This window comes from Streptomyces sp. SM11, from assembly GCF_002910905.1.
Taxonomy (GTDB): domain Bacteria; phylum Actinomycetota; class Actinomycetes; order Streptomycetales; family Streptomycetaceae; genus Streptomyces.
On sequence record NZ_NEUE01000298.1, the window covers coordinates 29,300 to 41,941 of the forward strand.

Here is a 12,642-nt window from a genome sequence, read left to right on the forward strand (position 1 = left end):
AACCCGCCCCGCGCCCGCCAGCACCACCGACCCCCGAGGACCCACCGCCATGACCACCCGAGCCCCGCAGTTCCCCGGTGCGCCCGTCGTCCGCAGAGAGGCCCGGGACAAGGTCACCGGCACCGCCCGCTACGCGGCCGACCGCGTGCCGGCCGGCTGTCTGTACGCCTGGACCGTCCCGGCCACCGTCGCGGCCGGACGTGTCACCGCCGTACGGGCCGTCGACGCCCTCGCCGTACCCGGCGTCCATTCCGTCCTCACCCACGACAACGCGCCCGGACTCCAGGAGCCCGACGACCCGATCCTCGCCGTGCTCCAGGACGACCGGGTCCCGCACCACGGCTGGCCGATCGCCCTCGTGATCGCGGAGTCCCTGGAAGCGGCCCGGACGGGAGCCGGGGAACTCCACGTCGAGTACGAACGGGACGCGCACGACGTCACCCTCACCGACGACCACCCCGGCCTCTACACGCCCGAGGAGGCCAACGGCGGCTTCCCCGCCGTCCGGGTGCGCGGCGACGTGGAACGCGCCCTGGCCGGGGCGAGCGTCCAGGTCGACGCGACGTACCGGATGGGCGCGCTGCACAACCACCCCATGGAGCCGCACGGCGCCACCGCCGTGTGGGCCGACGGACACCTCACCGTCCACGACTCCAGCCAGGGCTCCACCAAGGTGCGCGACAGCCTCGCCCAGGCGCTCGGCCTGGATCCGGACCGGATCACCGTGGTCTCCGAGCACGTCGGCGGCGGCTTCGGCTCGAAGGGCACCACCCGCCCCCAGGCGGTCCTGGCCGCGATGGCCGCCCGGCACACCGGGCGGCCGGTGAAACTGGTGTTCCCCCGGGCCCAGCTGGCGGAGGTCGTCGGCCACCGGGCCCCCACCATCCAGCGGGTCCGGCTCGGCGCGGACCTGGACGGGGTGCTCACCGCGGTCAGCCACGAGGCCGTCACCCAGACCTCCACCGTGAAGGAGTTCGTCGAGCAGGCCGCCGTGCCCACCCGCACCATGTACGCCTCGCCGCACAGCCGGACCACGCACCGGGTGGCCGCCCTCGACGTCCCGAGCCCTTCCTGGATGCGCGCCCCGGGGGAGGCCTCGGGGATGTACGCCCTGGAGTCCGCCATGGACGAGCTGGCCTCCGCGCTCGGCCTGGACCCCGTGGAGCTGCGGCTGCGCAACGAACCGGAGACCGAACCAGACAGCGGCCGCCCCTTCAGCAGCCGAGGCCTCGCCGCCTGTCTGCGCGACGGTGCGGCGCGGTTCGGCTGGCACGACCGCGACCCCCGGCCCGCCGCCCGCCAGGAAGGGCGCCGGCTCATCGGTACGGGCGTGGCCTCCGCGACGTACCCCGTGCTCGTCTCCCGGTCCACCGCGAGCGCCCACGCCGCACCGGACGGCGCCCTGCGCATCGCGGTCAACGCCACCGACATCGGCACCGGGGCCCGCACCGTGCTGGCCCAGATCGCCGCCGACGCGCTCGGCGTCGCCCCCGCGGCCGTACACGTCGACATCGGCAGCACCGACCTGCCCACCGCCCCGCTGGCCGGCGGCTCCTCCGGCACCGCCTCCTGGGGCTGGGCCGTGCACAAGGCCGCCGCCGACCTGGCCGCCCGCCTCGCCGAGCACACCGGACCGCTGCCCGCCGGCGGAATCACCACCACCGCCGACACCGAGCAGGAGACCGGCGAGGAGTCCCCGTACGCCCGGCACGCCTTCGGCGCCCACTTCGCCGAGACGGCCGTCGACGCCGTCACCGGCGAGGTGCGCGTCCGCCGGCTGCTCGGCGTGTACGCCGCCGGGCGGATCCTCAACGCGCGCACCGCACGCTCCCAGTTCACCGGTGGCATGGTGATGGGCATCGGCATGGCCCTCACCGAGGGCTGTGGCCTCGACCCGGCCTTCGGCGACTTCACCGCCAAGGACCTCGCCTCGTACCACGTGCCCGTCTGCGCGGACACGGCCGACATCCAGGCGCACTGGATCGAGGAGGACGACCGCCACCTCAATCCGATGGGCTCCAAGGGCATCGGCGAGATCGGGATCGTCGGCACCGCCGCCGCCATCGGGAACGCGGTCCGCCACGCCACTGGCGCCCGGCTGCGTGAACTGCCCCTCACCCCGGACACCTTGCTGCCCTACCTGCTCTGACCGGACACCGCCCTCACCAGCACGGACGGCCCACCTGTTGCACGTCCGGCGTACTCGGCGCACCCTGATGAGTGACCCAGAAGTGATCAGAGCTCACGCTTCGTGTTCGGGGTTCGTTCGTACGACGGGGTGAAGTACGACGGGGTGAAGCACGTGGGCCTCGTGGTGAGGAGCCTCGACGATGACCGTTCCACTCGACCGGCACTACTCGGTCGAACTGCAGGTGTCGGCAGAGCGCGTTCCCCAGCTGCGGCGGATCGTCGCCGCACATCTTCGTCACTGGAGTCTCGACCTGCACGTCCGGCCGGTGTGCCGGGCCCTGGACGAGCTTCTGACCAACGTCCACCGGCATGTCGGCGACGGCAACAGCTGCGTCCTCGAACTCCGCTGGACCGGACGGCACGTGACCGTTTCCGTCGCGGACGACAGTGCCCGGATGCCCAGGCTGCTGCCGGCCGGCGGCGGGCTGAGCCGGGTCATGGCCCTGAGCGACAGCTGGGGCACCTGCCGGACCACCGACGGCAAAGTGGTCTGGTTCACCCGCTACGCCGAGGCGCTGCGGCCCGCGGGACTGCTCCCGTACGCCCCGCTGCCCGGCGTCCGCACCGCCCGCCGCACCCCCCTCGCGGTGCTCGTGTAACCGCCCCGAAAGGCGGCCCGCACACCCGGCCGACGCGGAACGTGCCCCTCCGGCACGCATGATCCGCGTCGGCCGGGTACGTGCGGGGAGGGGAGGGCCGCGTTGCGCGGACCGGTGCGGCGCGGCACGGTCGGAGTACCGATGCAAGGAGGCCACTGCCATGCCCATCGCGACGGTCAACCCCGCGAACGGCGAACTGATCAGGTCTTTCGACGCCCTCGACGAGGAGGAGACCGAACGCAGGATCACCGCCGCCGCGGAGACCTTCCGCCAGTACCGCACCACCCCGTTCGAGCAACGCGCGGCCTGGCTGAACCGGGCCGCCGACCTCCTCGACGAGGACCGCGACACCATCGCCCGTACGATGACCGTCGAGATGGGCAAGCCCGTCACGGCGGCCCGCGTGGAGGCGGCCAAGTGCGCGAAGGCGATGCGCTGGTACGCCGCCCACGCCGAGGGCCTGATCGCCGACGAACACCCGGACCCCGACGACGTGAAGGACTCCGGCGCCTCCCGCGCGCTGGTCCGCTACCGTCCGCTCGGCGTGGTCCTCGCCGTGATGCCGTGGAACTTCCCGCTCTGGCAGGTGGTGCGCTTCGCCGCCCCCGCGCTGATGGCGGGCAACGTCGGTCTCCTCAAGCACGCGTCGAACGTCCCGCAGACCGCCCTCTACCTGGAGGACCTCTTCCACCGCGCGGGATTTCCGGCGGGCTGCTTCCGCACGCTGCTGATCGGCTCGGGCGCCGTCGAGGCGGTCCTGCGCGACCCACGCGTCGTCGCGGCCACCCTCACCGGCAGCGAACCGGCGGGGCGCTCCGTCGCCGCCACCGCCGGTGACGAGGTGAAGAAGACGGTGCTGGAACTCGGCGGCAGCGATCCCTACCTCGTCCTGCCCTCGGCGGACGTGGAGAAGGCCGCGGCCACCGCCGTCACCGCACGCGTCCAGAACAACGGCCAGTCCTGCATCGCCGCCAAGCGCTTCATCGTGCACGCCGACGTCTACGACACGTTCGCCGAGCACTTCACCGCGGGCATGCGCGCCCTGACCGTCGGCGACCCGCTGGAGGAGGCCACCGACATCGGTCCCCTCTCCACCGAACAGGGCCGTACCGACCTGGAGGAACTCGTCGACGACGCCGTCGAACGGGGCGCGGAGGCGCTGTGCGGCGGCCGCCGCCCCGACAAGCTCGGCGGCGGCCTGGAGAACGGCTGGTTCTACGAGCCCACCGTGCTCGCAGGCATCACCTCCGCCATGCGCGTCCACCGCGAGGAGACGTTCGGGCCGGTCGCCACCCTCTACCGGATCGCCGACCTCGACGAGGCGATCCACCTGGCCAACGACACCCCCTTCGGCCTCAGCTCCAACGTCTGGACCCGCGACCCGGGCGAACAGGAACGCTGCGCCCGCGACCTGGAGGCCGGCGGGGTCTTCTTCAACGGCATGACCGCCTCGCACCCCGCGCTGCCCTTCGGCGGGATCAAGCGCTCCGGTTACGGCCGTGAGCTCGCCGGCCACGGCATCCGCGAGTTCTGCAACGCCACCACGCTCTGGTACGGCCCCGAGGCGTCCTGAAAACGGTGCCGCCCGTACGCCGTCACCCGACGAGGAGACCTGCCCCGGGAGCGCAACCCGTACCTCCTCCGCTCCCTCCGACGAGGAGCTCGCCGCGCTCGACGCCCACCGGCGCGCGGCCGACCACCTCGGCGTCGGCCAGATCCAGCTGATGGACAACCCCCTGCTGACCCGGCCGCTCGACCCCGCGGACATCAAGCCCCGGCTGCTCGGCCACTGGGGCGCCTCGCCGGGCCTCGACCTCGTCCACACCCACCTCAACCGGGTGATCAGGGCCCGCGACCTGAGCGCCCTGTGCGTCTGGGGCCCCGGCCACGGCGGACCCGCCGTCTCGCCAACTCCTGGCTGGAGGGCAGCTACACCGAGACCTGTCCGGACGCCGGACGGGACGTCCACGGCACGGGACGGCTCTTCGAACAGTTCTCGTCACCTGCCGTAGGCCGTGGACCGGAAGTGCGGCGGCTGACGGTGTCGTCCACCGGCCACTGCCCACCCCCCCTGCCCCCGGACCGGCCGATGCGCGATCATGGGCGGTGACCCGAGACCCACCGGAGAGGCCGCCATGAAGCTGCGCTGTGCCGTGGTCGATGACTTCCAGTCCGTGGCCGCCACCGTCGTCGACTGGTCGCCCCTCACCGCCGACGTCGAGGTCGTGTCGTTCAGCGAGCACCTCGCCACCGAGGACGAAGCGGCCGCCGCCCTGGCAGGCTTCGACATCGTGGTGACCCTGCGCGAGAGGACGCCCTTCCCGGCTGAGCTGTTCGCCCGGCTGCCCCGCCTGCGGCTGCTGATCGCCTCCGGCATGCGCAACTCCGTCATCGACTTCGACGCCGCGCAGCGGCACGGCGTCGTGGTCTGCGGCACCGCCAGCTCCTCCACCCCGCCCGTCGAGCTCACCTGGGCGCTGCTGCTGGGCCTGGCGCGCGGGATCGTCCCCGAGGCGGAGGCCCTGCGCACGGGCGGGCCCTGGCAGTCCACCCTCGGTGCCGATCTGCACGGCCGGCGGCTCGGTCTGCTGGGGCTGGGGAAGATCGGCGCCCGGGTGGCGCGGGTGGGCCTGGCGTTCGGCATGGACGTCCTGGCCTGGAGCCAGAACCTCACGAAGGAACGTACCGACGAGGTCGGGGCGGCCCTGGCAGCCTCCAAGGAAGAACTGCTGGCCACCAGCGACTTCGTCTCCGTGCACCTGGCGCTCGGCGAGCGGACCCGGGGCCTGGTCGGCGCGGCAGAACTCGCCCGGATGCGCCCGACCGCGTACCTGATCAACACCTCCAGGGCAGCCATCGTCGACACGGACGCCCTGCTCGCCGCGTTGAACGCCGGGGCGATCGCCGGGGCCGCGACCGATGTGTTCGACATCGAGCCGCTCCCGGCCGGCCACCCGGTGCGTACGGCCCCGCGCCTGCTGGCCACCCCGCACCTGGGCTATGTGTCGCGCGCCAACTACGAGACCTACTACGGCCAGGCCGTGGAGAACATCAGGGCGTTCCTCGACGGGCAGCCGGTCCGCCGCCTGGGCTGACGGCGGACCAGGCGTCCCGGGGGAGCCCCTCCCGGCACCCCGGTCAGGGGCTCCCGTCAGTAGCGCAGCGCCGCCGCGATCCGGCCGTGGTCCGCCAGCGAACCGTCCTCGACGAACGCCACGTCGGCGCCGCTGTCCAGCGCCGCTTCGACCAGTTCGTCGACGATGTCCTCACGGACCGTGCCGTCGGCGCTCTGCGTACGCCCCTCGGGCACCGGCTCCAGGTGCTCGTCGGTCACCTGCACGGCCGCCTGGAAGTGTTCCTCCACCGCGACCAGACCCGCCCTGCCCTCCCGGACGGCGGCCCACACCTCGTCGAGACCCCCGGCGAAGGAGTGCGCGCTCCGGGCGTGGTCCAGCCGGGTCTCCACCTCCGCTGCCGCCAGGCGCGCCCCCTCGTCGAGGGCGGGCCGCAGCTCCCTGAGTACTTCGGCGGGCGGCAGATCGGCCGGCGCTCCCTTGGCGACCCGGCCGAGGGCGGACCCGGAGCCCGCCCCGACCTCGTCCAGCAGAGCGAGAGCAGGGGCCAGGCCCATCAGGTAGAGCGGCCGCGGATCAGCGGCGAGCACGGCGCGCAGCTTCTCGTCGACCGTACGGAAGAAGTTCCGGGTCTCCTCGTCGGTGAAGGTGCTCGGGGTGTCCCCGATCCGCTCCTCGCGCTGCGGGTTGGGCGGCTCCTTCGGCGCGGTCAGCGGGAAGCCGTCCGCCTCCTCCGGCCGGATGCCGTCGCCCGTGCCGAGCCACAGCGTGGCGTGGTCGGCGGCGACGGTCAGCGCCCGGAACGGGCGTGTCTGAGCCTTGGCCGCGACGAGGTTGCGGGTGAGGAAGGTGTCGCTGAGCACCACCCGTTCGGGTGCGGTGCGCGGAAGCTGCCAGATCCAGTACGCGTCGGTGGTGGCCAGGAGCACCAGGGAGTCCATCGCCCGGCGCGGGTCCACCTCGCCCGCCGCCCGCTCCAGCTGGGCCTGGAGGGCGGCCCGGACCTCGCGACTGACCTGCGGGTCGGCGTCGAGGCGGTGTCCGGCCTCGGCCACCAGGTTCCGCAGGCGGACCGGGTCCTGGGCGTTGTCGGGGGCCTTGCGGTGGGTCGGCATGGTCAGGGACAGGGCCGGATAGGGCCGGGTCGCCCGCAGCTCCCGCAACAGGTCGGCGGTCAGGGCGTCCGTATCCATCGTTCCCTCCCAGGGCTCGAACCCGCTCCCGTATGAAGCGGATGCTTCGACGAGTCAATTCATACCGTTTGATCCTAATATGGGCGAGTTGTTGCTCCTGGAGTGCGGGAGGTTGCGCGATGTCCACGCTCACGGTCTGGAAGTTCCGGACGGCCGACGGTGCGGAGAGTGTCGAGGAGGCGCTGAAATCCCTTCAGAAGGAAGGGCTGATCAAGATTCTCGACGCGGCGGTGGTGAGCTGGCCCGCCGACCGGGCCAAGCCGCGCACGAAACAGCTGCTCAATCTCGTCGGCGCCGGGGCCCTCAGCGGCACCTTCTGGGGCATGCTCTTCGGCCTGATCTTCCTCATGCCGCTGCTGGGCGCGGCCATCGGGGCGGCCGCCGGGGCGCTCGGCGGGAAGCTCGCGGACGTCGGCATCGACGACGACTTCATCGCCGAGGTCAAGGAGAAGGTGACGCCCGGAACCTCGGCGCTGTTCCTGCTGACCATGAATGAGGTGCCTGAGCGGATCGGCGCGCAGCTGCCCGGCGACGGCGCCGAACTCCTCCACAGCAATCTCGACACCGCGCGCGAGGCGAAGCTTCGCGACGTCTTCGGTGACGAGACGGCGTGACCCGCGCACACCCCCTTTCCTCACCCGGATCCACTCTCTTGGATTGGACGGACCGTCCGTGAAAGCGAACCTCCCCGCGCGCCGGGCGCGCGGCCGCCGCGCCGCCCGAACCCTGGCCCCCCTCGCGCCGGCAGCCCTGCTGTTCGCCTCCACGGCGGCCTGCGACTCCGACACCAGTAGCGAAGGCACCGACCGGGGCGTCCACACCCTCACGCCCGAACCGGAGGAATCGCCGTCCGAGGCCGCGAGCCCGCGCACCCAGGAGAGCTTCGCGGCCTCGGTGTCCGCCGAGTCCGAACGCGTACGGCAGGAGGCGGCCGAGCGGCTGGACGAGGTCGAGGGCCGGGGCAACGCGGTCGGCGACGTCTCGGTCAACGGACTGCCGCTCACCGCGTCCGAGGAGGTCCGCAGCGCACTCGTCCGGGTCACCAACCCCACGGACCAGGCCGCGTTCTACGCCGTGAAGGTGGAGTTCGTCGACGCCGAGGACAAGGTTCTCGACACCGTCGTCGTCGGCGTCGAGGAGGCACCGCCGGACCGTACGGTCACCGCCCAGGCCAACAGCCGCAAGGCCGCCGGGGTGAAGACCTTCCCCCGGGTCGCCCAGGCCGAGCGCGGCTGAGCGGGCGGCGTCCATGAGTGCCGCCGACGCGGTGACCGACTCGCTCCAGACCCTGCGCGCCCAGTTCGTCGACGTACGGGAGGGGAAACCGGCCGACTACATCCCCCAGCTGGCCCTCGCCGACCCCGACGCCTTCGGGCTCGCGCTGGTCAGCATGGACGGCCACCGCTACGGCGCGGGCGAGGCCGAGGTCCCCTTCACCCTCCAGTCCGTCTCCAAACCGTTCATCTACGCCCTGGCACTCTCCCTCCTCGGCCTCGACGAGGTGAGCCGCTGGGTGGGCGCCGAGCCGAGCGGCGAGGCGTTCAACGCCATCAGCCTCGAACCCGGTACGGGCAGGCCCGCCAACGCCATGGTCAATGCCGGCGCGATCGTCACCACCGCCCTGATCCCCGACGCTCCGGACGAACCCGCCTTCGACCGGATCCTGCACTGCCTCGGCCATTTCGCCGGACGCGAACTCGACGTCGACGAAGAGGTGTTCAGCTCCGAATCGGTGACCGGGGACCGCAACCGGGCGCTGGCGTACCTGATCCGCTCCACCGGCACCATGCCCGTCGACCCGGTCCTGGCGGTCGACCGGTACTTCCGCCAGTGCGCGATCCGCGTCACCGCCGTCGACCTCGCCACGATGGCCGCGACGCTCGCCTACGGCGGCGTGAACCCGGTCACCGGCGAGCGGGTCGTCGCCGCCGAGGTCGCCGCCCAGGTCCTCGCCGTCATGGCGACCTGCGGCATGTACGACGGCTCCGGCGACTGGCTGCTGCGCGTCGGGCTGCCCGCCAAGAGCGGGGTGTCCGGCGGCCTCATCGCGGTAGGTCCCGCCCGCTTCGGGGTCGCCACGTACAGCCCGCCGCTGGACACCACCGGCGGTTCGGTGCGCGGTCACGCCGCGCTGGAGACGATGTCGAAACGCTACGGGCTCCACCTCATGCTCAACCCCGCGCTGCCGGGCTCCACCGTCAGCCTCGTCACGACCGCGGACGATCTGCCGTCGGCGCCCTCGACCGAGCACGAGCGAGTCCTCCACGAAAAGGTCGGCGTCGTCGTCGCCCAGGGGTCCATCGACTTCACGGCCGCCGAACGGGTGCTGTACGCCCTGGACGAGTCCGGGCCGGACGGCGGCTCGGTGGTGCTCGACCTGCACGACGTCACGTCCATCGACTCGGTGGCCCTGGCCATGCTGCACACCGGGCTCGCCCGGCTGGCCAGCGACGGGCGGCGCGCGGCGGTCGTCGATCCGCGCGATCTGCTGGGCCCGCCCGATCTCGTACGGGAGCGGACCGGCCAGGACCTGCCGCGCTACGCCACCCGTGAGAGTGCCGTCGAAGGCTGCGCGCGGGCCCTGGCCGGGGAGGGCTGAGCAGGACTGCCGGGTGGGCCGGGTCTACCAGATGGACCCGACCCACTCGGGGTGGTCTATGAACGGGTTCCGGTTGTGCTGGAACTGCTCGAATATGACGTTGTTGCGGCGCTTCTCGAAGCTGTCCGGCGGGTCCTCCTGGCTCCACTGCTTCAGGACGGACAGCTTGCCCATCTTCGGCGCGGACCCGTTGTTCACCTGGTCGTTGGGTTCGAGATCGGCGAAGGCGTCGTTGCCCTCGTAGCGCACCGCCATGTAGAGGATCATGCGGGCGACGTCGCCCTTGACCGCGTCGCGCGGCTCGAAGGAGTCGCCGTCGGTGAAGTTGCCGGGCGCGTTGCCCAGTTCGCTTCCGCCGTTGTCGAAGTCCTTGTTGCCGCGCGTGGAGTTGATCCGGACGTCGGTGGGGCGCAGATGATGGACGTCGGTGCCCGGACCCGTTGCGGTGCCGAAGCCGCCGTGCGACTTGGCCCAGACGTGCTCCCGGTTCCACTGGCCCGAGTTGCCACCGTTGTCGTTCTTGGACTGGGAGCGCCCGGTGTACAGCAGGACGACGTTGGAGGAGTCGGCGGGATCCTCGTCGGTGGCCTTGAGGGCGCCCCAGACCTGGCGGTAGGAGAGCTTGGTCTGGTCGCTGATGATCGTGTGCAGGGCGGTTTTGAGCTCGGCTCCGGTCTTGCCGAGCGCGTCCCGGTAGTACGTGTCGTCGAGGGCGGTGGCGGTGTGTCGGTCGGGCGAGTCGTCCGCGGGGGCCGCGGCGGCGGTGCCGCCGAGCACGGTGACGGCTGCTGCCGCGGCGAGCAGTGGACGCGCGTAGAACGAGTGACTACGGGACATGTGGGGTGTCCTCTCCGAAACGCGGGCGCCGCGACGAGGACCCTGGGTGGGAGTGCCCCTGCGGCGGCCGTGCGGTAGGTGGTCAGCCGGGAGCCTTCCACACGCACCGTGCCCCACGGGTGAACACTGTGCATCTATCATGTGCAGGTCAAGAATCGGGTGGTGGGAACCCGCCGGGAACGGCCGTCCGCCGCGGCGGCGCAAGGCCTCCGGAGTGGACGGAGTGGTGCTGTCCGGTGCTGTCCGGCGCTACCCGGCGGCCCGGACGCGTCAGGAGGTACGTCACCTGATCCGCCACGTCCCCCGGCCGGAGGAAGTGATGGAAGCCGACGACGCACTCGGCGCCCCGGGCCCGTTACACCTGGGCGTCCGGACGCGGATTGACATGGGTGCGGCCTTCGGCGGACTCGATCAGGACGAGAAGCCGAGTCCGTCCGTGTCGCGGGAGGGCTGACAGGCGCTGACGTCGACGTGGTGGAGCATGGGCACCACCTCGCGGAATGGGGCAACGACCTCCCTCTCCTGCCCACTCCCCAGGCCGGCCGAGGGTGGACTCACCCTCCCGGGCGGGCGGGCGCGCGCTCCTCGGATGCGGCGGGGGCCGCGGGGGGCGAGAATTGCCGCAAGGACGAGGAGGCGGCATGAGCGAAGAGCCCGAATCCGTATCCGCGGCTGTGTCCGGGCCGGGGGGCATTACGCCCGACCGGCTCCTGCACACGGGCGCGAGCGACCGGCCGAGCGCGGAGGACCTGGTGCTGGCCTCCGGGCGGGACCTGACGCCGAAGACCCTGGAATGGGCGCGGCGCAAGCTGGCCGCCGAGGGGCGGTCGGCCATCGACAAACAACTGCCCTGACCGCCCGGCGGGGCCGCGGGAACACCCGGCGGGCGGTGCCTGGAGCCGTACGCCGAGGTGAAGGCGGCCGAGGAGCCGGGGAGCGTGTGGGGCGCCCCCGGTTCCCTCGGTTAGCCTGAGTGACATATGAACCGTTTGACGACCTCACAGGGCGCTTTCGAGCTCGCCCGTTTCCCCGAGCACCCGCGCGATCCCTTCCGGGCGTGGGACGCCGCCGACGAATACCTGCTCCGGCAGCTGACTGACCCCGAGACGGGTCCGGTCGACCTCTCGGGTACGGTCGCCGTCGTGGGGGACCGGTGGGGAGCGCTCGCCACCGCGCTGGCCGAGCACCGGCCCGTCCAGATCAGCGACTCCTACCTGGCCCGGCGCGCCACCCTCGCCAACCTCGACCGGAACGGCATCGACCAGAGCGCGGTCCGGCTCCTGTCCTCGCGCGACACCCCGCCGGACCGGATCGACGTCCTGATCGTCCGGGTGCCCAAGTCCCTGGCGTTCCTGGAGGACCAGCTCCACCGGATCGCCCCCGCCGTCCACGCCGGCACGGTGGTCATCGGCACCGGCATGGTCAAGGAGATCCACACCTCCACGCTCAAGCTCTTCGAGCGCATCATCGGCCCGACCCGCACCTCCCTCGCGGTGCGCAAGGCGCGGCTCATCTTCTGCACGCCGGACCCCGGGCTGCCGCGTACGCCGAGCCCGTGGCCGTACCGCTACGAGCTGCCCGCCGACGTGGGCCCCGTCTCGGGCCTGTCCACCGTCAACCACGCGGGGATCTTCTGCGCCGAGCGCCTCGACATCGGCACCCGTTTCTTCCTGAAGCACCTGCCCACCCGCGGCGGTGCCGTCCGGGTCGTCGACCTGGGCTGCGGCAACGGCGTCCTCGGGCTATCCGCCGCCATCGCCAACCCCGACGCGCACGTCACCTTCGTCGACGAGTCCTACGGGGCGGTCGCCTCCGCCGAGGAGACCTTCCGGGCCGGTGCGCCGGGCGGCGCGAAGGCCGATTTCCTGGTTGGCGACGGTCTCGGCGACCTCGATCCGGGCAGCGTGGACCTGGTGCTGAACAACCCGCCGTTCCACTCGCACCTCGCCACCACCGACGCGACCGCCCGCACGATGTTCGCCGGGGCGCGGACCGCCCTGCGCCAGGGCGGCGAGCTCTGGGTCGTGGGCAACCGGCACCTCTCGTACCACGTCCACCTGCGGCGGATCTTCGGGAACTGCACCACGGTCGCGGGCGACGCGAAGTTCGTGGTCCTGCGCGCCGTCAAGCGCTGACCGGGAGCGGCGCAC

At 72.3% G+C, this 12,642-nt stretch carries 11 protein-coding genes and 2 pseudogenes; 10 read left to right on the top strand and 3 right to left on the bottom strand.

Annotation, left to right across the window (positions count from 1 at the left end):
- Positions 1-49: 49 nt before the first annotated feature.
- The 5 genes and pseudogenes from B9S58_RS33295 to B9S58_RS33315 all read left to right on the top strand — a co-directional run bounded on the left by B9S58_RS33295 (position 50) and on the right by B9S58_RS33315 (position 5,884).
- Complete coding sequence (locus B9S58_RS33295) at positions 50-2,149, top strand: xanthine dehydrogenase family protein molybdopterin-binding subunit (RefSeq protein ID WP_103535627.1); 2,100 nt, start codon at positions 50-52, stop codon at positions 2,147-2,149.
- Positions 2,150-2,330: 181 nt separating this feature from the next.
- Positions 2,331-2,789, top strand: a complete 459-nt coding sequence (locus B9S58_RS33300; protein ID WP_103535628.1) for an ATP-binding protein — start codon at positions 2,331-2,333, stop codon at positions 2,787-2,789.
- Positions 2,790-2,949: 160 nt separating this feature from the next.
- The gene (locus tag B9S58_RS33305) at positions 2,950-4,362 is read left to right on the top strand and encodes an NADP-dependent succinic semialdehyde dehydrogenase (protein WP_103535629.1); all 1,413 of its coding nucleotides are present in this window, start codon (positions 2,950-2,952) and stop codon (positions 4,360-4,362) included.
- Positions 4,289-4,794: pseudogene (locus B9S58_RS33310) on the top strand (phosphoketolase); the annotation flags it as partial. The gene B9S58_RS33305 and the pseudogene B9S58_RS33310, both read left to right, overlap by 74 nt.
- Positions 4,795-4,924: 130 nt before the next feature.
- Complete coding sequence (locus B9S58_RS33315; protein ID WP_103535630.1) at positions 4,925-5,884, top strand: D-2-hydroxyacid dehydrogenase family protein; 960 nt, start codon at positions 4,925-4,927, stop codon at positions 5,882-5,884.
- Between the two features lie 56 nt (positions 5,885-5,940).
- Here the strand turns inward: B9S58_RS33315 and B9S58_RS33320 are convergent, their stop codons facing one another.
- Positions 5,941-7,056: a chemotaxis protein gene (locus B9S58_RS33320; protein WP_103535631.1), complete on the bottom strand. Its 1,116-nt coding sequence runs from the start codon at positions 7,054-7,056 to the stop codon at positions 5,941-5,943.
- Between the two features lie 119 nt (positions 7,057-7,175).
- Between B9S58_RS33320 and B9S58_RS33325 the strand changes: the two genes are divergently transcribed.
- The 3 genes from B9S58_RS33325 to glsA are packed head-to-tail and all read left to right on the top strand — an operon-like array spanning position 7,176 to position 9,655.
- Positions 7,176-7,670, top strand: coding sequence for a DUF1269 domain-containing protein (locus B9S58_RS33325; protein WP_103535632.1), 495 nt, complete (start codon positions 7,176-7,178; stop codon positions 7,668-7,670).
- Between the two features lie 58 nt (positions 7,671-7,728).
- Positions 7,729-8,292: a hypothetical protein gene (locus tag B9S58_RS33330; RefSeq protein ID WP_103535714.1), complete on the top strand. Its 564-nt coding sequence runs from the start codon at positions 7,729-7,731 to the stop codon at positions 8,290-8,292.
- A 13-nt stretch (positions 8,293-8,305) separates the two neighbouring features.
- The gene (gene glsA / locus B9S58_RS33335; RefSeq protein WP_103535633.1) at positions 8,306-9,655 is read left to right on the top strand and encodes a glutaminase A; all 1,350 of its coding nucleotides are present in this window, start codon (positions 8,306-8,308) and stop codon (positions 9,653-9,655) included.
- Between the two features lie 24 nt (positions 9,656-9,679).
- Here glsA and B9S58_RS33340 read toward each other — a convergent pair whose 3' ends face one another.
- Positions 9,680-10,492, bottom strand: coding sequence for an endonuclease I family protein (locus tag B9S58_RS33340; protein WP_103535634.1), 813 nt, complete (start codon positions 10,490-10,492; stop codon positions 9,680-9,682).
- 265 nt (positions 10,493-10,757) lie between these two features.
- A pseudogene (locus B9S58_RS39725) lies at positions 10,758-10,975 on the bottom strand (GH25 family lysozyme); the annotation flags it as partial.
- 158 nt (positions 10,976-11,133) lie between these two features.
- Between B9S58_RS39725 and B9S58_RS33350 the strand changes: the two are divergent.
- Positions 11,134-11,346 (top strand): hypothetical protein, encoded by a 213-nt coding sequence (locus B9S58_RS33350; RefSeq protein ID WP_103535635.1) that lies wholly within the window; start codon positions 11,134-11,136, stop codon positions 11,344-11,346.
- A 126-nt stretch (positions 11,347-11,472) separates the two neighbouring features.
- Complete coding sequence (locus tag B9S58_RS33355; RefSeq protein WP_103535636.1) at positions 11,473-12,627, top strand: methyltransferase; 1,155 nt, start codon at positions 11,473-11,475, stop codon at positions 12,625-12,627.
- Positions 12,628-12,642 lie beyond the last annotated feature (15 nt).